Origin of the sequence: Pseudomonas sp. FP1742, assembly GCF_030687145.1 — a bacterium.
Classification (GTDB): domain Bacteria; phylum Pseudomonadota; class Gammaproteobacteria; order Pseudomonadales; family Pseudomonadaceae; genus Aquipseudomonas; species Aquipseudomonas frederiksbergensis_D.
In genome coordinates this window covers 2,985,891-3,008,084 of record NZ_CP117460.1, presented here as the reverse complement: position 1 = coordinate 3,008,084, position 22,194 = coordinate 2,985,891, and the positions used below count along the sequence as shown (strand labels likewise).

Genomic DNA, 22,194 nt, shown 5'->3' with positions numbered 1-22,194 from the left:
TGGCTTCCTTTGGGTCAAATCAGAACTGCCAGTCCAGGGTCAGGCCCACACCGTGGTCTTTTTCCCGGGAGCCGAGCAGCCCGTTGTAATCCAGGTTCAAACGGGTATCGCGGCCCAGCGCCAGTCCGGCACGAACCCCGACCACTGCCGCATCGCGGTCCATCGACACGCTTTGCACGCTGAACGCGGTGTTGCCGTTGACGAAGGCCAGATGGTCTTCGGAACGGGTGTTGCTCAGGTTGTGCTGCCAGCCGAGCGTGCCGGACAGTTCCAGTTGTTTCTGGTCGGACAGCGCAATGGCTTTGCTCGCCCGCAGGCCGAGGGTCGAGAGCACCGCATCGCGGTTGTTTTCGCCGCCCTTGAGTGCGGCGGCATCACCTTTTTCGCTGAAGCTGTCGCTGTTCAAATGCACGTAGGCCAGGTTGGCGAACGGCTCCAGTGCCAGCGGTTGCAGGTCCAGGCGATAGGCCGCTTCGGTGAACAGTTGTGCGGTGGTCGCATCGCGCTTGGATTTCTGCTTGCCACTGACGTCACCGAATTGCAGGTCGCGTTTGACGTCGATGCGATGCCAGCTGTAAGCACCGCCGACGCTCAGGCGCAGCGCGTCGATTTCATGGCCCAGGTAGGCGCCCAAGTGGTAGCTGTCGACCGAGGCTGAAGAGTGTGTGCCATCGCCCATGCTCAACGAGCTGTCGCTATAACCAGTGACGAAACCCAGACGCGTATGTTCAGTGATCAAGCCATCGACACCGGCCAGCAGCCCGCCAATGGAGCTGTTGGAACTGGCGTTGTCATGCCCGCCATCGCTCTTGCCCCAGGCGCCGAGCACTTTGAGCCAGGCGTTGCTGCGGTCATCGGTCGGTGCCGCGGCGTCGAACAGATCGTGCTCGCGCAGACGTTCACCGACGGCATCGCGCAAGTAGCGGCTGTCGTTGATCAGCAGCGTGCCGATTGCCGGATGAATTTCACCGGAGAGTTGCTGGAACGCTTGTTGCGCGTCAGCGGCGGTCGGTGACAGCAGCAGGGTTTCGTAGAGCGGATTGCCTGCGCCCAGTTGCTCGGCGGCAGCGGCCACGGCCCGTTGGTTCGGGGTCTGGCCGGCGCTGGTGAAGGATGTTGCGTTACGCACCACGGCCAGTTGAATACCGCCGGCCGAATAGTCGAGGGTGCCGCCAAGGAACAGGTAGTCCGGCACCACCGCACCGAAGCGCCCTTCGATTCCACCGGCCGCTTGCAGGATGTTGTACTGAGTGCCGAGCAGGGTTTTCGCCTCGCCGGTGGTCAACAGCGTCGGGATGTTTTCCAGCGACAGGCTGACCGTTGCGCCGTCAATGATCGCCTTGCCGCCGGCGATGATCTGGTCGCTGCTGGTGGGCGACAGTTCTACGGCGTAGGTCGAACCAGGTTCGAAGGTCACGTCGCCCGCCACCTGCAAGGTGCCAATGGAGTTGCCGGGGGCCACGGTGCCGCCGCTTTTCGCGGTCAGCGCCGCGATACTGCCGTTACCGCCGAGAATGCCGCTGTCATTGACAGTGACCGCCGACAGCAGCGAACCGTTGATCGCCAATCGGCCCTGATTGACCAGGGTCGGGCCGGTGTAGGTGTTGGCGCCGGTCAGCACCAGCGTGCCGATGCCCTGCTTGGTCAGGCCGCCATGGCCGGAAATGTCGTTGCGCCAGAAGTCGAGCCCGCAGTGCACGTCATTGCACACACGCTCGGTGGGTTTGCCGGCGTCGATGATCGCGCCGATGCCCGGCAAGTCTGCGACAAACTGGCTGGAGCCGTAGGCGCCGTTGATGCGGAACTCCTCGGGAATGTCCTGCTCGGTGACGAACATCGCCGGGCCATCGATGCCTTTGCGCAGGTTGATCATGCCCCAGCCGTACAGCGCGTCGACGCCGGGTGCGCCGAGGTCGGTGGCGGTGGTGCGCAGTACGCTGGCAACTTGCGCGCCGGTCATGTACGGGAAGCGTTCCATCAACACCGCCACCGAGCCGGCAACGTGTGGCGCCGCCATCGAGGTGCCGTTGTAGTTGGCGTAGCCGGTGGTCAGGTCAGCGGCATTGGTGCCGCTGATGATCGAGCTGTAGATCCGGCTGCCCGGTGCCGACACGCAGAAACTCGCGGTGTAGCCGCAGCGCGACGAGAAGGTGCTGATGGTGTAGAGGTCGGGGCTGTTGATGTCCGGGTTCTTCTGCAACGCGGCGACGGTCATCCAGTTCGGCGCGATCTGGGGGACGAAGTAACCGAGGCCGGCGATGGCGTCCGGGTTGTTGAGGTTGTAGTCGTTGCCGGCGGCGAAGATCGTGACGATGCCGCTGCGGGCCGCCGCGATGGCGCCGTCGTAGGCACCGCCGGGTTTGGTCCCGAGCAAGGTCTGGATCTCGTTGAACTGCAGTTGCGCGTCCTGCACGGTGAAGTGCGGGTAGGCCGGGTCCCGGCCGCCGAGGTCGAAGCGGTCGGTGATGCCGATGCCCCAACTGTTGTTGATGATCCGCGCGCCGCTGGCGATCAGGGCGTCCCAACCGGCCTTGTACACCGCGCCGTCGTTGCCACGGATGATGCCGTCTTCCGGGCCGGGGTCGCCGTTGTCGGCGCTGATGATCTGCGCGCCAAAGGCGACGCCGTGCATCGGCCCGCCATCGCGACTGCCGGCGGCGATTCCGCCAACGTGGGTACCGTGGGCGCCGAGTTTGCCGTTGGAACCTACAGAGGGCGAACCGTCATAGAGAAAGGCGTCCCCGGCTTTGACCGGAATGTACGGGTCGGTGTATTCGCGGATGCCGCTGGTGACCAGCGTGACCACTTTATCGGCCCCGGAAAACTCCGGGTGCAAGGCGTAGACCGGCTGGTCGAAGATCCCCAGTTTTACGCCTTTGCCGGTGTAACCGGCCGCGTAGGCGTCCTGAGCGTTGATCGCCCCCAGACCCCAGTCGGCGCTGAACTCCGCGCTGCGCCAACTGTTCGGGTCACCGACCCTGCCACTTTCCACGTAGGGCGCCGCGTGTGCGGTGCCCAGGGTTGCCCATGCGCAGAGCAAGGCAAGTTTGTTGTACTTGTTATTCATCAAACTACCGTCCTTAGTTGTGTTGCCAAAATCCTTGTGGCCAGGGGGTCCAATTCCTCTGAGTCAAGGCGCGGAACCTGTGGGAGCGGCTTGCCCGCGAAGAGGGAGTGTCAGTCGGCATTGATGTCGCCTGACACACCGCTTTCGCGAGCAAGCCCGCTCCCACAGGGATTGCACCAAGCCCCCTCGCCCGGGTTAAAACTGCCAATTGAGACTCAGCCCGACGCCATGGCTCTTCTCACGGCTGGCCAGTTGGCCGGTGTAATCGAGGTTCAACCGAATGTCCCGGCTCAAGACCAGGCTGGCATGGGCGCCCACCAGCGCCGCGTCGCGAACCAGGGGCGAGCTCTCCACCGCGAACGGTGCGCCACCACTGGCAAACGCCAGGTGTTCTTCGGAATCGGTGTTGCTCAGGTTGTGCTGCCAACCGAGGCTGCCGCTCAGGTCCAGCTGTTGCTGGCCGGATAACGCCAGGGTTTTCAGCGCGCGTACGCCCAGCGTGCCGAGCACCACGTCACGCCGGTCGCCGCTGCTTTTGAGCGCGGCGGCGTCACCTTTCTCGGTGAAACCCTCGGTGTCGAGGTGCACGTAAGCCAGATTGGCGAACGGCTCCAAAGCCAGGGGTTGCAGGTTCAGCCGATACGCCGCTTCGCCGAACACCTGGGTGGTCCCGGCATCGACCTTGGCTTTCTGCTTGGCGCTGACGTCGCCGTATTGCAGGTCACGTTTGACGTCGGCCCGATGCCAGCTGTAGGCACCGCCGGCACTCAAGCGCCAGGCGCCCATTTCGTGGCCGGCATAGGCGCCCAGGTGATAGCTGTCGACCTGCGCCGATGAATGCGTTCCAGAGCCCATGTTGACCGAGCTGTCGCTATAACCGGCGACCAGGCCGATACGGGTTTGCTCATCCACCGCGCCATCGACACCCGCGAGCAAACCGCCAATCGAGGTGGTGTAGCCCGCCGTGTCATGACGTTCATCGGTCTTGCCCCAGGCGCCCAATGCCTTGATCCAGCCATTGCCATGGGAACCGTTGGCTTCATTCAGACGCTCGCCCACCGCATCGCGCAGGTAGCGACTGTCATTGATCAACACCGAGCCCAGCGCCGGGTAGATTTCCCCCGACAATTGCCGGAACGCCTGTTGCGCCGAGCTCGCGGTCGGCGACAGCAGCAGGCTTTCGTACACCGCATTGCCCGCGCCAAGCCCTTCCACGGCAGTTGCGACGGCACGCTGATTGGGGGTTTGCCCGACGCTGGCGAAGGTCGTGGCATTGCGTTCAACGCTCAGCTGAATGCCGGTCGCGGCGTAATCGAGACTGCCGCCGATGAACACATAGTTGGGCAGCACCGCGCCGAACTGGCCTTGGATGCCACCCGCCGCTTGCAGGATGTTGTACTGATGCCCCAGCAGGCTTTGCACTTGTTGGGTACTGAGCAAGGTCGGGCTGTTTTCCAGGGACAGGCTGACGGTTGCGCCACTGACCGTGGCCGTGCCGCCGGCAATAATCTGGTCGCTGCTGCCAGGCGAGAGTTCGACGGCATAGGTCGACCCCGGCGCAAGCGTCACATCGCCACTGACTTGCAACGTACCAATGGAATTACCGGGGGCCACGGTGCCGCCGGCATTGGCAGTCAAGGCAGCGATTCGTCCGTTACCGCCGAGGGTGCCGCTGGCATTGACGGTGACCGCCGATGTCAGCGAACCGTTCACCGCCAGCAGCCCGCCGTTGACCGTGGTCGGGCCGCGATAAGTGTTGTTGCCAGTGAGCATCAACCGTCCGGCGCCGGACTTGATCAGGCTGCCTTCGTAGACTCGGCTGGCGGCGGCGGAATCCCTCGCCATACCCACCGCATAGTCAGTCTGATCCTGCTGACTGGCACCGGCCGCAAGACCATTCTCCCAACCTTTGTCCTTCAAGGTCTGTTGCCAGGCGCTGTGCTCGGCGGCATCTTCGGCCTGACGCTGGATCAGCGCCTTGTCCGAAATGTCGTTGCTCCAGACATCGCTCTGCCCTGCCCCCAGATGGGCGTCGAACGCGCCGAGCAATTGCCCCGGTCCGCGCATTGCCCGCTCAAGGTTGGCCACGCCCCAGCCGAGGTTTGTACTCGGAGCCTCGGTGATCGAACCGTCGAGCCGGGTTGCGGTGGTCAGCAGCACCTCCAGCGCTTGCTGATTGTTCATATACGGATAGCGCTCCATCACCAGCGCCAGTGCCCCGGTGGCATGCGGCGCGGCCATGGAGGTCCCGGATTTGATCGCGTAGCCGCCACCGGGGATGGTGCTGTCGATCTTCGCGCCCGGCGTGGTGATGCACCAATACTTGGCGATGCCGCACTGGTTGTATTTCTGCTGGTTGCTTTGATCCAGCCCCGATACCGCCAGCCAGTGGCCTTCCAGGTCCGGCTGAAAATACGGCAGGGCCGAGCGGACGCTGGCATTCGGGTAACCGCTGTTGCCGGCGCTGAACACGTTGATCACGCCACGGCGTGAAACATCGGCGGCGGCATCGAGCCAGGTGCCTTTGTTCCAGTGCTGGGCGTAGGCGGCGTGCAGGTCGTCGAGGGTCCGGTAGCTGACGTCCGGCGGCTGGCTGCCCCAGCTGTTGTTGATCGCCCGTACGCCGGCATCCGCCAAGGCGTTGTAGGCCGCTCTGAAGTAGCGCGGGTCGGGGGTGGGACCGAACAGGAAACTGTCGTTCTTGTTGGTGTTGCCGACGTAGATTTGCGCGTTGAACGCCACACCGTGCGTGCCGCTGCCATCCCGGGAAGCGCCCATGGTGCCGGTGACGTGGGTGCCGTGGGAGTCATTGTTGGTGTTGAGCGTGCCGTCGACGTTGAACGCCGAGCCATCGACATAGCTGCCGCTGGCCGTCACTGCGTGATAGCGGTCGGCGGCGAATTCGGGATGGCTGGAATCGAAACCGGAATCCAGCGCGCCGATTTTCACGCCTTTGCCGGTGATGCCGGCGGCATAGGCTTGATCTGCCTGCATCCGCCCCAGGCCCCAATCGCGCTGGAACTCCGCCGAACGCCAACTGGCCGGGTCACCGAGGGTGCCGGTTTCCAGGTACTGCGCCTGGGCCGAACCCGGCGCTGATGAAATCACGAGCAATAGCGCGCCGACCGACATCGGCTTGATCTGTACGTCCATGTGCATGACATCTCGCTTTCTTGGCGTTTTTAGAGTTGTAGGCCCCGGTTCAGGGGGTGATATTGCGTCGTTTACTCAGGTCCTCTGTGGCGAGGGGGCTTGCCCCCGTTCGGCTGCGTAGCAGTCGTGAGTCCGACAGCTGCGGCATATCTGTTGAATCACCGGTTCCGGTTTTGGGACGACTTCGCCGTCCAACGGGGGCAAGCCCCCTCGCCACAGGGTTACGGTTTTTTCATTGCCGGGCCCTGGCCGAACGCCTCATCCACCTTGGCCAGATCCTGTTCGTTCAAGGTGCCGGCGTAGTAGTGCAATTTGGTCCAGGCCATCAGATAGTCGTAGCGTGCCTGCGCCAGATCCCGGCGGGTGGTAAATAGTTGTTGTTCGGCATTCAATGCGTCGAGGTTGACCCGTTCGCCGCCCAGAATGCTTTGTTTGGTCGAGACCACCAGTGCTTCAGCCGACGTCAGTGCTTTCTGATAAGCCCGCAACTTGTTGACCCCCGACAGGCAGGCGCTGAACTGGCGGCGCAGCTGGATCAAGGTTTCCCGGGTCTTGCCGTCCAGTTCGTACTCGGCCTGTTCCATGGTGCGGCTGGCCTGCCGGGTCGAGGCCGAAACCCCGCCACCGGCATACAGCGGCACGTTGACTTCGATGCCGATGGTGTTGGTGTCGTAGCGCTGGTTGTAGGTGTTGCCGCTTTCCGATTCGTTCTGACGCATCGAGGCATAGGCGCTGACTTTCGGCAGGTGCCCGGCGCGGTTGCGTTCGACCTCATAGCGCGCCACTTCCACCGCCTGCCGCTGGGAGGCCAGGTTCGGGTTGTTGGCCACTGCCATCTCATGCCAGGTGTCGTAGTTGGCCGGTTGCAGGGTGAAGGTCTGGAAGTTCTGATCCAGCGGCGTCAAGTCGCCGATATCGATAGCCGGCACGCCAATCAGGGCGCCCAACTCGCGCAGGGCCGCATCCTGTTCGTCACGCGCTTCGATTTCTTCGGCGGTCGCCAGTTCGTAACGGGACTCGGCTTCGAGGATATCGGTACGCGTGCCTTCCCCTTGGCGGAACATCTGCTCGTTCTGTTGAAACTGCTCCTCGAAGGCTTTTTTCTTCGCGCGCGCGATGTCGATCTGGTCCTGGGCGAACAACGCCTTGGTGTAATTCTCCAGCACGCGAACCAGCAGTTCCTGGCTCTTGCCCCGGAAGTTTTCATCGGCGAACAGCGATTGCGCCACGCCTTTGCGGTACGCCGCGTAAGCCTCGTAGTCGAGCAATGGCTGTTGCAGGGTCAAGGTCGAGCCGTAGCTGCTGTAGTTGCGATCTTCACTCTGGCTGTTACCGCGGTCATTCAGTTGTGTGACCTTGGACGAGTTACGCCCCTTGTTGTAGTTGTAACCCAGCCGCGGCAATAGCCCGGCGCGGCCGATGGCGCGGTTTTCAAGGCCGGCATCGCGCTCTTTGATGGCACCGAGGAACACTGGATCATTACGTAACGCTTGCTCATAGATGTCGAACGGCCCCATGGCCATCGCACTGTTGCACGTCAGCAACGCCAGGGTCGCTGCGAGCAGGGAAAGCTTATTCATACAACCGAACATCCTTATTCCTCGGTCAACGCGGAGCCTGCCCGGTCGAGCAGCGGTTTGAACAAATAGTTGAGGAGTGAACGTTCACCGGTGCGCACGAACATTTCCGCCGGCATGCCGGGCTTGATCACCAGGCCGTTGAGTTTTTCCATGGCCTGATCGCTGACGCTGCTGCGCAGCACGTAATACGGCGCACCGGTTTTCTCATCGACCATCTGGTCGGCGGAGATCAGGCTGACTTCGCCCGGCACTCGCGGGGTACGGCTCTGGTTGAACGCGGTGAACAGAATGTCCACCGGCAAGTGCGTGCCGACTTTGTCGATCAGATTGATCGGCAAGTGCCCTTCCACTTCAAGGCTGGTGCCTTGCGGAACGATTTCCAGCAGCGACTCACCCTGACGCACCACCGCGCCTACGGTGTGAACCCCGAGGTTGACCGCGATGCCGTCGGCGGTGGCGATGATTTCGCTGTGTTGCAGGTCGAAGCCGGCGGAAGTCAGTTGCTCTTCCAGGGTCACGCTTTTGAGCTGCGCGTCGGCCAGTTGGCTGCGCACTTCCTTCTGGTATTCCTCGCTGTGCTGTTGCAGCTTCAGCCGGGATTCGAGGATGCCTTGCTCCACCCGGCCGCTTTCGCCGGCGTTCTCTGCCAGTTGTTGCTGTACTTGCGACAGCTGACGCTGGTATTCCATCAAGCGGTTGCGCGGGATGTAGCCGTTGTCCGCCAAAGGCTGAAGATTGCTCAATTGTTGTTGCAGGGAACTGGCCTGGGCGGTCAGGTCGGTGCGCGCGCGGCGCATGCCGGCCAGTTGCGCGCCGGCGCCTTCGATGTTCGCGCGCAACGCGGCTTGTTCACGAGAAAACGCTTCGCGGCGGCTGCTGAACAATTGCCGTTGGCCTTCAAGCACCAGCGCCAGGCGCGGGTCGGGATCGTTGCTCAGTTCAGCGGGGAAATTCACCTGCTTGAGGTTGTCCCGTTCACTCTGCCAGCGCGCCAGGCTGGCCCACGCCATGCGGTATTGCGCCTGCAGCGATTGCACGTCGGCCGCGACCTGGGTCTGGTCGAGGCGGAACAGCGGCTGGCCCTGTTTCACCACTTGACCTTCGCGCACCAGAATCTGGCTGACCACGCCGTTGCTCATCGATTGCACGGCTTTGCGCTTGCCCGAGACCACCACGGTGCCTTGCACCGGAATGCCTTGATCGAGCGGCGCGAGGCTCGCCCAGGTGAAGAAGCTGCCGGCGCCGACGATCGCCAGAATCCAGCCCATGCGGGCGAAGAAACGGGCGTCGCGCTCGGGGCGTTCGGCAATGTAATCGTGTTCCATCGTCGCTTCGCTAGCGTTGTTCATGCGTGTGCTGCTCATACACCGGAATTCCTGGTCGTGGGCTGATACTGCCGGCTCATGCTGAGCCCGCCCGGTGCCTGTGCGGCTTTTTCACGTTGCTGCTCCTGAGCGCCGGACAGCGCCTTGAGCACTTCCTGGCTTGGGCCGAAGGCCTGCAAGCGACCTTCGTTGAGCACCAGCAGTTTGTCGGCCTGGGCCAGGGCCGAAGAGCGATGGGTAACCAGAATCACGCTGGTGCCCCGGGCCTTCATGTGTGCGATGGCGCCGGCCAGTGCCGCTTCACCGACGGTGTCGAGGTTGGAGTTCGGTTCATCCAGCACCACCAGGCTCGGGTGGCCGTACAACGCGCGAGCCAGGGCTACCCTTTGTTTCTGACCGCCGGACAAACCGCTGCCGTCTTCACCGAGCACGGTGTCGTAGCCCTGGGGCATGCGCAGGATCAATTCATGGACGCCAGCCTGCTGCGCGGCCTCGACGACCTTTTGCGGATCCGCCTCACGGAATCGGGCGATGTTTTCCGCGATGCTGCCGCTGAACAATTCGATGTCCTGGGGCAGATAACCGATGTACGGGCCGAGGTCGTCGCGGTTCCAGCGATGAATGTCCGCGCCATCGAGGCGCACCGTGCCGCCCAGCGTCGGCCAGACGCCGACCAGCACCCGGGCCAGGGTCGATTTACCGGAGCCGGAAGCCCCGAGCACGCCCAGCACTTCGCCGGCGCCGAGGTTGAAATTGACCATGTGCAAGGTCGCTGCCCGCTGCCCCGGCGGGCCGGCGCTGACTTGCTCGAACGTGATCTGGCCTTTCGGTGCCGGCAGCGCCATGGCCTCGTCACTCGGAGGAAAGGCTTGCAGCAAGGCGTCGAGGCGGCGGTAAGCGAGTTTGGCGCCGCTCCACTGTTTCCACACAGCGATCAACTGATCGATGGGGCTCAGCACCCGGCCCATCAAAATGGAACCGGCGATCATCATCCCGGCGGTCATGTCGCCCTTGATCACCAGCAAGGCGCCCAATCCCAGGACCAGGGATTGCAGGCACAGGCGCAGGGTTTTGCTCAGGGAGCTGATGACCGCGCCGGTATCGCTGGCCTGATTCTGCAGGCCGAGAAAACGCGAGTGCACCCCAAACCAGCGCTTGCGCAAGGCGCCGAGCATGCCCATGGCCTGAATGGTTTCGGCGTTATGCAGGTGACTGGTGGCCAGTTGGCTGGACTTCTGGGAAAACCCCGCGGCTTCGCCCAAAGGTTTTTTGGTCATGGCCTCGTTGAGGCAGGCCAGCCCGATCAGCAGCACCGCACCGGCGGTGGCCAATACGCCGAGCCAGACATTGAACAGAAAGATCACGAACAGATAGACCGGAAACCACGGCGCATCGAAGAAGGCAAACAGCGCCGGGCCGGTGACGAACTGGCGAATATGGGTCAAATCGCCCAGGGATTGCCCGGCGTTGCCCTCGCCCTTGAACAGGTTGCGCTCAAAAGCGGCCTGATACACCCGCAGGTTGAAACGGCGCTCCAGTTGGCTGCCGATGCGGATGACGATGAAACTGCGCACGGTCTCCAGCAGCCCGATGAAGGCGAAGAATCCGACCACCATCAGCGACAACATCGCCAGTGTGGTTTCGTTTTGCGACGACAGCACCCGGTCATAAACCTGGAGCATATAAATCGACGGGACCAACATCAGCACGTTGATCAATGCGGTAAAACAGCCGACGCTGATCAAGATGCTCTTATAGTCGCCCAGTGCCTTGAATAACGGTGCGGTGGGCGGGCTCTTCGCCATCTTCATTGGTTTTTCCTGAGGTGTCATTCCTCGCCATACCTGGCGAAGTTCCGATTAACTGTCCGCGCACGGGTCGAGACATTCTTTTGCGGTTAGTGCTTACAGACTGATAACAACTCTTTATGGACTTTAAAGAGTTCCGGTTATTGATGTGTTGCTTATAACTGCAATAACGGTCTTTATATTCAGCACCTGCCATCGGCCCGACTTTTCTCGCTTATTTCGCTGCGCGCGTGAGCGTAATAATCAGCCCTGACTTCAACGTACTTTTATAAAGCCCCTCCTGCTGGCGGCTGAAAAACACAATTTTTGAGCCTTCTTCACCGGTCACCGCAATGCCGTCCGGTTCCGGGAACCAGCCAATCGCCGGCGTGTTCAACCAGGCGCTGAGGCAGGCAGCACCTTCGCCCAAGGTCTGGTTCAATTTAAGGTCAATCGTGCAGACATTCGATGGCTTGTCCTGGAGCACCTGGGACTCGGGCGAGTCTTGCGCGGTATTTAAAATGGCTTGCCATTCGCCGGCGAGCTCCGACGGGTCGGCTAGTTTCAGACTGCTTGCCATGGCTAATTCTCCAAGAAACATCATTAGCGTCGCTAACAGCCACGCGGTTGTTTTGCAGGTAAAAGCGTTCTGGGTCATCGGGCGTTTTACTCTGGATCGGGGCAGAGAGCGACGCCTAAAGCGCCGCCCTCCTTTATGCCTTGAATCAGGCCACGATGTCCGAGAACGCCGCCTGGCCAACGGTGCTGACCAGGAAATCAGCCACGCCGTGCCCGGAGAAGTCCACCGACAACAGGCTGTTGCCGCCCGAAGTAGTCAACACTGCATCGCCTGCCGCACCGGTGAACGAGTTCACGAAATGCAGGCCCGCACCTTTGGTGATGCCGGTCAGGTCGATCTTGTCCAGGCCGCTGACAAAATCGAGGATCTGGTCGACCGCGCCTGGCCTGGAATCGCTGCTGGCCGCGAACACAAAGGTGTCCGAACCCGAGCCGCCCCAGAGTTTGTCCGCACCGCCCGCGCCGAAGAGGATGTCGTTGCCGGCACCGCCCTTCAGTTCGTTGGACACGCTGTTGCCGATCAGCAAATCGCTACCCGAACCGCCAATCGCGTTCTCGACGGTGACACCTTTAGCGATGGACACGTTGCCCACCAGGCCGCCAACGTCGGAGAACGAAGCCTCATTGAGGTTGATCTTCTGGTTTTGGGTAAAACCGGAGAAGTCCAGGGTGTCCTTGCCGCCCGCATCCCACACCGAGAACACGACTTTGTCCGACGACGAAGACGCGCTCAGGAAATCGCGACCGGCGTTGGAGTTGAAGCCGTAGGTGGTATCACCGGTACGGGTGGTGGTGTTGGCGCCGTAGAGCTTCTGGATGGCGGCGATATCGTCCATCAGCGGGCCGGAGGAATAGGCTTCCACACCGCCCTTGCTGAAGTTCTGGTCGGTATTGCTTTCACTCCAGTAGCTCATGACGCTGTAGCCGCGGGTGTCTTCCCCGTAAGTCGCGTCATTGTAAGTCGGTGCGCCTTCACCGGCGTTGTAATCGCCAGGGTGCGCCAGGCCCAGGGTGTGACCGATTTCGTGGGTCAGGGTCTGACGGCCGTAGTTGTTCAGGTCCGGCGTCTTGTTCGGCGTGTAGCTGCTGTTGGTCAGGTACCACGAAGTACCGTCATAACCGGCGCCCGTGCCAGGCAGATAGGCGAATGCCGCTGCGCCATCCTGACCACCGCTGTAGTTGCCGAAGGTCATGTGACCGTCACCGCCGGAGGACTTCTCGGTGAAGGTGACATTGGCCACGTCGGCCCAGGATTGCATGGCAAGCACGGCCTGGGCTTTCTGTTGCGTATTGAACTGGCTGAACCCGGTAATGCCGTGCTTGTTCATGGTGCTCGACGACGCCGAGGTCAGGAACGTGTAGGTGAGTTCGATTTTGCCGCTGCCGTCCTTGTCCTGGTAGGCAGCGCCGTCACGCAGCAGCTGGGTGGCGGCCTCGTCGACGGAGAAGGAGGGTTTGCCATTGACCGTGAGATTGCCGCCCCGATCATACTGATGGCTGAAACTATCGATCTGGTTGTAGGCAGAACTGGCGGCAGCCAATGGTGCAAAGGCCTGTTCGGCAAGATCAATAGCGTTGTCTTTTACTTTCGACATAAACACACTTCCTTGTTTAGCAATGGAACAGTTTTTGTCCGATACGACAATCTCTGGCGAGATCGTCCTATCACTCGCCCAATGAAGGCGTATGAAAACTGACACAATTCGAAATCAAACGTCTACATTTTTTTTGACGTCAAATTGAACTGTTTCACAGAACTCCCGCAAACATTGCTTGCGCTGTCGAAAGATTGTTTTTAGTGCAGGGCTTCAGCCGGATTGTCCGACAATTTCGTATTTAAATATTAAATATTGGTAAGTTGTTTTTTGTTGATTGGTTCTCTTTTTTTGGACTTCTTAGTATCAGTGCCAGTGTATTGATATCAACTAAATTAAACGTCCAGTTAGTTGTCGCAGTGGACGACGACAGAGCTCCGACGACCCGTTAATCCCGGCACCGCCCTCAGACCATGCTCGTGATTGCGGCCTGCTAGACTGATTACGCTCTGGCTTGCCAGGCCACCGCATCCGAACGGCCAAAGTCCCTGTCTCCTGATCTGGAGGTATCCCATGAGCAACAGTACCGAACTCACTACTTTTACCGGCTGGGCCGCAACATCGGCAGGCGCGCCGCTGGAGCGCTATAGCTACGACCCCGGTCCATTGGGCGCCGAGGAGGTGGAAGTCGCCGTGGAGTATTGCGGCGTCTGCCACTCCGACCAGTCGATGATCGATAACGAATGGGGTCTGAGCCACTACCCGTTTATCCCTGGCCACGAAGTAGTCGGCAGTATCGTGCGAGTGGGCGCACAGGTACGCGGTCTCGAAGTGGGGCAACGGGTGGGCATCGGTTGGTACAAGGGCAGTTGCATGCATTGCTCCTCGTGTATCGAAGGCTCCCACCAGCTATGCAACACAGTCCAACCCACCATCGTCGGCAGCAACGGCGGCTTCGCCGATCGCCTGCGTTCGCACTGGGCCTGGGCGCTTGCGATACCGGACGGACTTGACCCGGCCATGGCCGGACCGCTGTTCTGCGCAGGCTCGACGGTGTTCAACCCGCTCGTGGAATTCGACGTCAAGCCCACTGACCGGGTCGGTGTCGTGGGAATCGGCGGCCTCGGTCATCTGGCACTACGCTTCCTCAACGCATGGGGTTGCGAAGTCACGGCCTTTACCTCGTCGCTGAGCAAGCAGGACGAAGCCAGGCGCCTGGGGGCACACAACGTGCTCGCCTCTACCGACAGCAACGCGCTGAAATCCATTGCCGGCACCCTGGATTTTCTCCTCGTCACCGCCAACGCCGACCTCGACTGGCCGGCCATGCTCGGCACGCTGCGCGGCAAGGGTCGCCTGCACTTTGTCGGTGTCGTGCCTGGCGCTATTCCAGTGCACGTATTCAACCTGCTGCCCCAACAAAAGAGTGTGTCCGCCTCGCCGGTTGGCTCGCCCAGTAACACAGCAACCATGCTGGAGTTCTGCGCCCGGCATCAGATCTTGCCGCAGGTCGAGCACTTTCCCATGAGCCGGATCAACGACGCCATCGATCACCTACGCAGTGGCAAGGCGCGCTACCGCGTCGTGCTGGACGCCAGCAAATGACAGACTGGCGCGTCGGGCAATACCGCACGCGCCTTTTTGCCATCGCTACGTAAGGCGATCCTGGAAGCAAGCGATGTTGACCTGGTCACTTCTGGGTGCCCCAGTTGCCCCCGGACACCTGTTCGTTTCCAAAAGAGGTACCAACCCTATGAAGGACACGACTGCTGCGCAGCCGAACGCAGCCTTCGGCAGCTGCTACGGGTCCGCGCACGCCACGGCTTTTGTAGCAGCTGGCGCAGCCTGCGTTCGGCTGCGCAGCAGTCGTAAATCATCACAGCCAACACGCATCCCACAGCGGATAATCATGAACACGTATCACCAGTCCCGCCCGAACAGGATTGGCAACGACATATCGGGCAAGACCTTTCACGTCCTCCTCTTTCCGAACCGCTCGATCATGATAGCCCTTCTGCCACAAACGTCCGCTTCGCCCTAGCGCCTGATTAACGGCCAGACTGCTTCGGGATTTGATTCGGCACATCAGCTCGGCCAGTGTTTTATCCCGAAGTTCTACCAAACAGTGCATATGATCTGGCATCACCACCCACGTCAAAAACTCTGCCCAATGCTCCTCCTGAGCCTGATGTAATTGTTGGGCAACCAGCCTACCTAAGCGCCAATCGGTAAAAATTGGCTGCCGATCGTGAACCACAGCTGTTAACAAGTAGATGCGTCCAGGCTCCGAGTACCGCCCAATGCGTAGATGACCAGCTTTCGAACAGACAGGCATTCCATTGCCTCCTACTTACTGAAAGAGGCATGGAATCTAACCCATTGCAGTCAACCCAACCGTCGCCATTGGCTACAAAAGATGACCGATCAGCTACCGGTCCTGATCTTGTTCCACACCCGCGTCCGCACCCGGTCAATGCTCAACGGCATCGCCTCAAGGGCAAACAATTTGCCCATCATCTCCGCGCTCGGATACACCTTGATGTCGCTCTTGATCGCCGGATCGATCAGGCGGTCGGCCTGTTCGTTGCCGTTGGCATAGTGCACGTAGTTGCTAATGCCAGCCATGACGTCGGGACGCAGCAAATAGTTCATGAACGCGTAACCGGCTTTCTCGTCCGGGGCGTCGGCGGGCATGGCGACCATGTCGAACCAGATGGCCGCGCCTTCCTTGGGAATCGAATAGCCGATGTCCACACCATTCCCGGCTTCCTTGGCGCGGTTTTCCGCCTGGAGAATGTCGCCAGAGAAGCCGACAGCCACGCAGATATCGCCGTTGGCCAGGTCGCTGGTGTATTTGGACGAGTGGAAATAACTGACATAGGGCCGGACTTTCATCAGCAGCGCTTCGGCCTTTTTATAGTCCTCGGGATTCTTGCTGTGATGCGGCAGCCCCAGGTAATTCAACGCCGCCGGCAGCAGTTCGGGACCGTTGTCGAGGATCGCCACGCCGCACTTTTGCAGCTTTGCCATGTTCTCGGGCTTGAAGATCAGGTCCCAAGAATCCACCGGCGCGTTGTCGCCCAGCACAGCCTTGACCTTGGCCACGTTGTAGCCGATGCCGGTGCTGCCCCACAAATACGGGAAGCCATGCTCGTTGCCCGGGTCGTTGGCCTGCAACGTTTTGAGCAGCACCGGGTTGAGTTTTTTCCAGTTCGGCAACTGACTCTTGTCGAGTTTCTTCAAGGCCCCGCCCTCAATCTGTCGGGCCATGAAATGGTTGGACGGGAATACCACGTCATACCCGGATGTGCCGGTCATCAACTTGCCATCAAGGGTTTCGTTGCTGTCGAAGACGTCGTAACTGAAGGCGATACCGGTTTCTTTCTGGAAGTTTTTTGTGGTGTCCGGGGCGATGTAGTCCGACCAGTTGTAGATTTTCACAGTCTCGGCGGCCTGACTGAGGGTCGCGACGAGCGCAAGTGAAGCAAGCGTCAGTGTCTTTCGGATCATGGGTCGATTCCTGTATGGGTTGTTTTCTTTTTATTGGAGAACTGGCAGGCAATCAGAGATCAAAAAAATCAAAACGTAAGTCTTGCGCACGGTTTCCTGGATGCCCCGGATGCCGAGACTGTTGGCTGGCAACATCAGTGCATCACCGTTCAATGCATGAAACCTTCCATGAACCCCGCGATACGGCCGGCCAGTTTGCGACGCCAGGGTGCGGTGGATGGGTTGGCCAGAGTCTGGTCTTCGTGAACGAAGCTGCGGATGATTGCGTTGTAGCCCAGCCAGCGGCAGGGCTCCGGCTCCCAGGCCTTGAGTGCGTCGAGGCCGCCCTGAGCAATCACCCACGGCTGGCGCACCAGTTCGGTATCGCGCTGAAGAATCAGATCGGCCAGCGTCCGCCCGCCGAGGTTGCTGGCACCCACGCCCTCCCCGCCATAACCGCCCGACAAGGCGATGCCGCTGGCCTGATCGCAGAGCATGTGCGGCTTGAAGCGCCGGGACATCCCCAGGTTGCCGCCCCAGGCGTGGGTGATTCGCACGCTCTTGAGCTGCGGGAAGAGTTCACCGAACAGATAGCGTCGCAACGCCACTTCGCTCGCGCTCAGGTCGAAGTCATGGCGCAACTTGCCAGCGAACTGATAGCCGCCACGGGCGCCGAACACCAGACGGTTGTCGGCCGTGCGCTGGCCATAGGTGACCTGGCGACTGCTTTCGCTGAACGCCTGACCATGACTGAGGCCGATGTCGTCCCAGGTCGCTGCGGACAGCGGTTCGGTCGCCACCAGTAAACTCTGCACGGGCAATTGATAGCGCCCCAGCGGCGGCAAAGTGACCGCGTAACCTTCTACCGCCGGCACGATCCAGCGGCTGCGAACCTGCGCGCGGGCGGTACGCAAACTGCCCGATTGCCACTGGGTGACCGGGCTGTTTTCGTAGATGTTGACCCCCATGCGCTCCACCGTCCGGGCCAGGCCTCGCACCAACTTTGCCGGGTGAATGGTCGCCACGTGCGGTGCATAGATACCGCCATAAGGTTTGGCGATTCTGATCTGTTGCGCCAATTGCTCGGGGCTGAGCCAGCGGTAATCGGCCTCCGTCAGCCCTTGGCGATAGAGCACGTCCAGATAATCGCGCAGGCTGGCTTCCTGCTCCGGGTAACGCGCCGCACAGTAAAGCGCCCCACCCTTGCGGTAATCGCAGTCAATGCCTTCTCGTTCGAGGACGATCTCTACTTCATCAGGGATGCTGTGCAACAAATCGAAAGAGGCGCGACGTTGTTCCGCCGGTAGTCCGGCGAGCAAGCGGTCTTCACCCAGCAGATTGCCCATCAACCAGCCGCCGTTACGACCCGACGCACCAAACCCCGCGGTTTGCGCTTCGACGATGGCGATGTTCAGCCCCGGCGCCAGGCGCTTGAGGTAGTACGCGGTCCAGAGCCCGGTGTACCCGGCGCCGATAATGGCCACGTCGACGTCCAGATCCTGTTCCAGCGCCGGGCGCGCCAGCAACGGCTCGTCGAGTTGATCCATCCACAAACTGATCGTGCGCCACGCCGCCATGCAAGACTCCACCACTCAACACTTCGATGGCGTCGATCCTAGTGCGTGGGCTCAGGGGCCGTCTTGCGCGCGTGCACGCAAAGAAATTTGTTTGGCGTAAGCCTTGGGCGACAGGCCGGTGTGCTGGCGAAAACAGCTGTAAAACGCCGACAGCGAATTGAAGCCCGCGGCAAAGGCCAGCTCATCGATGCGCAGCGGCGGCGTGGCGCTGTCCAGTGCCACCAGCAAATGCTGCAACCGTGCCCGATTGACGTACCGGTAGAAGCTTTGCCCAAGTACCTGGTTCAGCAGATAGGAAATCTGATTGCGGCTGTACCCGCACTCTTTCGCCACCCGTTGCAGATCGAGTTCGGGATCCAGGTACGGCTGCTGTCCCTGGAAATACTGTTGCAAGTCCTCGGCCATGAAACTCAGCTGCCGCGGTGACAGCCCGAGCCGGCTGACCGCCGGGCGCAGGTTGCGGGTTGCTTTGTCGCAGGTTTGTTCGTGTACGAGGGTCGCGTATTCATTGACCCGCCAGATCAGCCCGTCACGCACGGTAATCGCCTCGCTGGTGCGAAACGATGCCAGCCCTTCACCACCGCGAAGAGTGATGCGGTATTGAATGAACGCCGTGTCGCCGTCCAGTCGAATACGGTCCGAGTGCTCCAGGGCTTCATCCGGATCCCGGGGCATGCTGTCGCGCACGTACTCGCGCAACGCGTCCAGCCCCATCACACGGTTCTGGAAAAAGTCGTTGTACTGAATGTCCGGGTGATAAAGCGCCATCACACCGTCCAGATCCCGGTGCTTCCAGCGCAGATGGTAACGCATGACTGCCTCACCCGTGGCCTGGGTTTGCAACGGACCATCATCATCGGCGTGCATAGAGGACTCGACGAGAAAAAAACGAGCTTGCCGAAGTTCTGTCCGGGCTTCAATGGTCAATGGCATGGCCAGGAAATGCTGGCCTTTGGCCGAAAAGCCGGCGTCTCGTGACCTGCGTCAAAAAAAACCGAACCAATCGCTAAACGGACTGAAAAAATCCACATGATTTTCACATCCGGGTGCTACTTTTAAAGACAGTCACCGGTTGAGCCATTGAAGGCTCTTCCCTCCTAACATGAGCTAAAGGAAGCGCTCGATGAAGAAGGTGGGCAACACATGAATCAAGGCACATTCAGTAAGGTCACTTTTCCAAATGCCTGCCAGCTGATGCGCTGGCATTTTCATCCCATGGGTTTCGAGGCGACCATGGATGCACCGGGCAGCATGGTTGCCCGCCTGTTCGATCGCGCCAGTGGCGAAACCATGATCGCCATTGCCGGCATTCCTTGCGCAACGGTCATGAATGCGGCCGATGTAGAACGGATAATCGAAGCCGTGGAAGATGAACTGGAGGCGTTCATTCCACCAGTGGCGCTCAGGAGTTATGCCTGACCGATAGCGCTCCATAATACCTGTGGGAGCGGGCTTGCCCGCGAAGGCGGTGTATCAGGCAACATTTATGTCGCTGACACGCCCTCTTCGCGAGCAAGCCCGCTCCCACATGCGCTTAACTGATAGACATCAGGGCCTGGGCCAGATCGGCGCGCAGGTCTTCAACATCCTCCACCCCCACAGACAAACGCACCAGCGCATCGCTGATGCCGAGCTGCGCGCGGGTTTCTGCGGGGATGGTGGCGTGGGTCATGATCGCCGGGTGCTCGATCAGGCTTTCCACCCCGCCCAGGCTCTCGGCCAGGGCGAAGATCCGCACACTCTCCAGGAAACGTCTGGCACCCGCCAGGTCGCTGTTCAGCTCGAGGGAAATCATCCCGCCGAATCCGCGCATCTGCCGCCGCGCCAGTTCGTGCTGCGGGTGCGATGCCAGGCCCGGATAATAAACCCGCGCCACCTGCGGCTGACGCTCCAGCCATTGCGCCAGCTCCAGCGCGTTGCTGCAATGGCGCTCCATGCGCAATGCCAAAGTCTTCACGCCACGCAGGGTGAGAAAAGCGTCGAACGGTCCGGCGATCGCCCCTACCGCGTTCTGCAGAAACCCCAGGCGCTCGGCCAGGTCGGCATTCTGCCCGACCACCGCGATGCCGCCGATCACGTCGGAGTGGCCGTTCAGGTACTTGGTGGTCGAGTGCAACACGATGTCGAAGCCCAGCTCCAGCGGCCGCTGGATCCACGGGCTGGCGAAGGTGTTGTCCGCCACGCAGATGATGCCTCGCTCGCGACAGATCCGTGCGACGGCGGTGAGATCGGTGAGGCTTAGCAAAGGATTGCTCGGCGTCTCGACCCAAACCATGCGCGTGTCGTCCTGTAGCGCCGCTTCGAAGGTCGCCAGATCAGTCATATCGACAAAGCTGAAGCGATGCCCGGCGCTGCGCCGGCGTACCCGTTCAAACAGTCGGAAGGTTCCGCCGTACAGATCATTGCCAGAAACGATGTGCGCGCCAGCGTCGAGCAGTTCGAGCACCGTGGCGATCGCCGCCAGCCCGGACGCGAAAGCGAACGCCTGGGTGCCCCCCTCAAGGTCCGCCACGCAACGCTCCAGGGCAAAGCGCGTCGGGTTGTGCGAGCGCCCGTAATCGAAGCCCTTGTGCACACCGGGGCTCTGCTGTGCATAGGTGGAGTTGGCGTAAATCGGCGGCATCAGCGCCCCGGTGGTCGGGTCCGGCGTTTGCCCGGCATGGATCACACGGGTGGCAAAGCCCCGTGGCGCGGCAGTTTCATCGTGCTGACTCATGCCAGGGATCTCCGCAAGTGATTGAGCATGTCGACGCGAGTGATCAGGCCGTGGAAACCCGAGGTGTCGGCGATGATCGCCACCAGCCCACGGTCGAGCACCGCCTCCAGTTCAGCAAGACTGGCGCCGGGAGGCAGGGTTTCGAGCTTGTCGGTCATGGCGCTGGTGACGGTCATGCGAAAGTGCGTAGCGTCTTCGTGCACGCCAAGCAGAATGTCGGACTCGTCGATCACCCCGACCAGCCGCTGTCCATCCACCAGCACCGGCAGTTGCGATACATCCGCCAGACGCATGCGCTGGAACGCCGTGAGCAAGGTGTCGTCCGGCCCCACGCTGACTACCCGGCCATCCTCGAAACGCCGGGCGATCAGGTCACGCAAATCGCCGTAGCGCTTGCGCGCCAGCAAGCCCTGGTCGTTCATCCACTGGTCGTTATAGATCTTCGACAGGTAACGGGTGCCGGTGTCGCAGACGAAACTGACCACCCGCTTCGGCTGGGTTTGTTCGCGGCAGTAACGCAGCGCCGCCGCCAGCAAGGTGCCAGTCGAAGAGCCGCCGAGAATGCCTTCGGCGCGCAGCAGTTGGCGGGCATGATCGAAGCTTTCCTCGTCGCTGATCGAATAGGCCTTGCGCACGCTGGAAAGGTCGGCAATCGACGGAATGAAGTCTTCGCCAATGCCCTCCACCGCCCAGGAACCAGGCGTACCGAGGGTGCCGCTGCGGCTGTATTCGGCCATCACCGAGCCGACCGGATCGGCCAGTACCATTTCCAGATTCGGTTGTACGCGCTGAAAGAAACGGGTCAGCCCGGTCAGCGTGCCGGCCGAACCGACACCGACCACGATGGCATCCACATCATGCTGAGTCTGCGCCCAGATCTCCGGCGCGGTGCTGCACTCGTGGGCCAGAGGATTGGCCGGGTTGTTGAACTGATCGGCGAAGAAGGCGTCGGGAATGTCCTTGGCCAGCCGCGCAGCGACGTCCTGGTAATAATCCGGATGCCCCTTGCCGACGTCGGAGCGGGTGATATGCACCTCGGCGCCCATCGCCTTGAGGTGCAGGACTTTCTCGGTGGACATCTTGTCCGGCACCACCAGCACCACCCGGTAACCCTTGGCGCGACCGACCAGGGCCAGCCCCAGGCCGGTGTTGCCGGCCGTGGCCTCGACGATGGTGCCGCCGGGGCGCAGGCGACCGTCGCGCTCGGCGGCGTCGATCATCGCCAGGCCGATGCGATCCTTGATCGAACCACCGGGGTTCTGCGATTCAAGCTTGAGGAACAGTGTGCACGGGCCGGTATCGAAGCGGCTGATACGCACCAGCGGCGTATTGCCGATCAGTTCGAGCACGGCGGGACGGGAGTTGTTCGGCATGTCGTCACCTCGT

15 protein-coding genes are annotated in these 22,194 nt (G+C 61.1%); 2 read left to right on the top strand and 13 right to left on the bottom strand.

What is annotated here, in order from left to right; all coding sequences use genetic code 11:
* Window positions 1-19: 19 nt before the first annotated feature.
* The 7 genes from PSH64_RS13300 to PSH64_RS13270 form a co-directional block, all read right to left on the bottom strand.
* The gene (locus PSH64_RS13300; RefSeq protein WP_305480910.1) at window positions 20-3,067 is read right to left on the bottom strand and encodes an autotransporter serine protease; all 3,048 of its coding nucleotides are present in this window, start codon (window positions 3,065-3,067) and stop codon (window positions 20-22) included.
* Window positions 3,068-3,262: 195 nt separating this feature from the next.
* A complete protein-coding gene (locus PSH64_RS13295) occupies window positions 3,263-6,220 on the bottom strand; it encodes an autotransporter serine protease (RefSeq protein ID WP_305481147.1) in 2,958 nt (985 codons plus the stop codon).
* A 221-nt stretch (window positions 6,221-6,441) separates the two neighbouring features.
* Window positions 6,442-7,812 carry a TolC family outer membrane protein gene (locus PSH64_RS13290; protein ID WP_305480909.1) on the bottom strand — a complete coding sequence of 457 codons (1,371 nt, stop codon included), beginning with the start codon at window positions 7,810-7,812 and terminating at the stop codon, window positions 6,442-6,444.
* Window positions 7,813-7,814: 2 nt separating this feature from the next.
* Window positions 7,815-9,164 carry an HlyD family type I secretion periplasmic adaptor subunit gene (locus PSH64_RS13285; RefSeq protein WP_105341733.1) on the bottom strand — a complete coding sequence of 450 codons (1,350 nt, stop codon included), beginning with the start codon at window positions 9,162-9,164 and terminating at the stop codon, window positions 7,815-7,817.
* Window positions 9,161-10,936, bottom strand: a complete 1,776-nt coding sequence (locus tag PSH64_RS13280; RefSeq protein ID WP_305480908.1) for a type I secretion system permease/ATPase — start codon at window positions 10,934-10,936, stop codon at window positions 9,161-9,163. Before PSH64_RS13280 ends, PSH64_RS13285 begins: the two co-directional genes overlap by 4 nt.
* A gap of 211 nt (window positions 10,937-11,147) precedes the next feature.
* Window positions 11,148-11,570 (bottom strand): AprI/Inh family metalloprotease inhibitor, encoded by a 423-nt coding sequence (locus tag PSH64_RS13275; protein ID WP_305480907.1) that lies wholly within the window; start codon window positions 11,568-11,570, stop codon window positions 11,148-11,150.
* Between the two features lie 67 nt (window positions 11,571-11,637).
* A complete protein-coding gene (locus tag PSH64_RS13270; RefSeq protein WP_105341740.1) occupies window positions 11,638-13,086 on the bottom strand; it encodes a serralysin family metalloprotease in 1,449 nt (482 codons plus the stop codon).
* Between the two features lie 513 nt (window positions 13,087-13,599).
* Between PSH64_RS13270 and PSH64_RS13265 the strand changes: the two genes are divergently transcribed.
* Complete coding sequence (locus PSH64_RS13265; RefSeq protein ID WP_105341742.1) at window positions 13,600-14,631, top strand: NAD(P)-dependent alcohol dehydrogenase; 1,032 nt, start codon at window positions 13,600-13,602, stop codon at window positions 14,629-14,631.
* A gap of 271 nt (window positions 14,632-14,902) precedes the next feature.
* Here the strand turns inward: PSH64_RS13265 and PSH64_RS13260 are convergent, their stop codons facing one another.
* The 4 genes from PSH64_RS13260 to PSH64_RS13245 all read right to left on the bottom strand — a co-directional run bounded on the left by PSH64_RS13260 (window position 14,903) and on the right by PSH64_RS13245 (window position 18,959).
* A complete protein-coding gene (locus tag PSH64_RS13260; RefSeq protein WP_105341744.1) occupies window positions 14,903-15,361 on the bottom strand; it encodes a transposase in 459 nt (152 codons plus the stop codon).
* 89 nt (window positions 15,362-15,450) lie between these two features.
* Window positions 15,451-16,536 carry a polyamine ABC transporter substrate-binding protein gene (locus PSH64_RS13255; RefSeq protein WP_305480906.1) on the bottom strand — a complete coding sequence of 362 codons (1,086 nt, stop codon included), beginning with the start codon at window positions 16,534-16,536 and terminating at the stop codon, window positions 15,451-15,453.
* A 149-nt stretch (window positions 16,537-16,685) separates the two neighbouring features.
* Window positions 16,686-18,092 (bottom strand): FAD-binding oxidoreductase, encoded by a 1,407-nt coding sequence (locus tag PSH64_RS13250; RefSeq protein WP_305480905.1) that lies wholly within the window; start codon window positions 18,090-18,092, stop codon window positions 16,686-16,688.
* A 51-nt stretch (window positions 18,093-18,143) separates the two neighbouring features.
* On the bottom strand, window positions 18,144-18,959 hold the full coding sequence (locus PSH64_RS13245; protein WP_305480904.1) for an AraC family transcriptional regulator: 816 nt from the start codon (window positions 18,957-18,959) through the stop codon (window positions 18,144-18,146).
* Between the two features lie 276 nt (window positions 18,960-19,235).
* Here PSH64_RS13245 and PSH64_RS13240 point away from each other — a divergent pair, with 276 nt between their 5' ends.
* The gene (locus PSH64_RS13240; RefSeq protein WP_105341753.1) at window positions 19,236-19,511 is read left to right on the top strand and encodes a DUF1652 domain-containing protein; all 276 of its coding nucleotides are present in this window, start codon (window positions 19,236-19,238) and stop codon (window positions 19,509-19,511) included.
* Window positions 19,512-19,626: 115 nt separating this feature from the next.
* On the opposite strand, the gene PSH64_RS13235 is transcribed toward PSH64_RS13240, so the two are convergent.
* On the bottom strand, window positions 19,627-20,808 hold the full coding sequence (locus tag PSH64_RS13235) for a cystathionine gamma-synthase (RefSeq protein WP_305480903.1): 1,182 nt from the start codon (window positions 20,806-20,808) through the stop codon (window positions 19,627-19,629).
* Window positions 20,805-22,181 carry a cystathionine beta-synthase gene (locus PSH64_RS13230; protein WP_105341757.1) on the bottom strand — a complete coding sequence of 459 codons (1,377 nt, stop codon included), beginning with the start codon at window positions 22,179-22,181 and terminating at the stop codon, window positions 20,805-20,807. The genes PSH64_RS13235 and PSH64_RS13230 overlap by 4 nt, the downstream gene beginning before the upstream one ends.
* Window positions 22,182-22,194 lie beyond the last annotated feature (13 nt).

Coding starts and splice junctions, on each gene's coding strand:
- PSH64_RS13300 (WP_305480910.1), bottom strand. CDS start 3,067: ATGAATAACAAGTACAACAAACTTGCCTTGCTCTGCGCATGGGCAACC.
- PSH64_RS13295 (WP_305481147.1), bottom strand. CDS start 6,220: ATGGACGTACAGATCAAGCCGATGTCGGTCGGCGCGCTATTGCTCGTG.
- PSH64_RS13290 (WP_305480909.1), bottom strand. CDS start 7,812: ATGTTCGGTTGTATGAATAAGCTTTCCCTGCTCGCAGCGACCCTGGCG.
- PSH64_RS13285 (WP_105341733.1), bottom strand. CDS start 9,164: ATGAGCAGCACACGCATGAACAACGCTAGCGAAGCGACGATGGAACAC.
- PSH64_RS13280 (WP_305480908.1), bottom strand. CDS start 10,936: ATGAAGATGGCGAAGAGCCCGCCCACCGCACCGTTATTCAAGGCACTG.
- PSH64_RS13275 (WP_305480907.1), bottom strand. CDS start 11,570: ATGACCCAGAACGCTTTTACCTGCAAAACAACCGCGTGGCTGTTAGCG.
- PSH64_RS13270 (WP_105341740.1), bottom strand. CDS start 13,086: ATGTCGAAAGTAAAAGACAACGCTATTGATCTTGCCGAACAGGCCTTT.
- PSH64_RS13265 (WP_105341742.1), top strand. CDS start 13,600: ATGAGCAACAGTACCGAACTCACTACTTTTACCGGCTGGGCCGCAACA.
- PSH64_RS13260 (WP_105341744.1), bottom strand. CDS start 15,361: ATGCCTGTCTGTTCGAAAGCTGGTCATCTACGCATTGGGCGGTACTCG.
- PSH64_RS13255 (WP_305480906.1), bottom strand. CDS start 16,536: ATGATCCGAAAGACACTGACGCTTGCTTCACTTGCGCTCGTCGCGACC.
- PSH64_RS13250 (WP_305480905.1), bottom strand. CDS start 18,092: ATGGCGGCGTGGCGCACGATCAGTTTGTGGATGGATCAACTCGACGAG.
- PSH64_RS13245 (WP_305480904.1), bottom strand. CDS start 18,959: ATGCACGCCGATGATGATGGTCCGTTGCAAACCCAGGCCACGGGTGAG.
- PSH64_RS13240 (WP_105341753.1), top strand. CDS start 19,236: ATGAATCAAGGCACATTCAGTAAGGTCACTTTTCCAAATGCCTGCCAG.
- PSH64_RS13235 (WP_305480903.1), bottom strand. CDS start 20,808: ATGAGTCAGCACGATGAAACTGCCGCGCCACGGGGCTTTGCCACCCGT.
- PSH64_RS13230 (WP_105341757.1), bottom strand. CDS start 22,181: ATGCCGAACAACTCCCGTCCCGCCGTGCTCGAACTGATCGGCAATACG.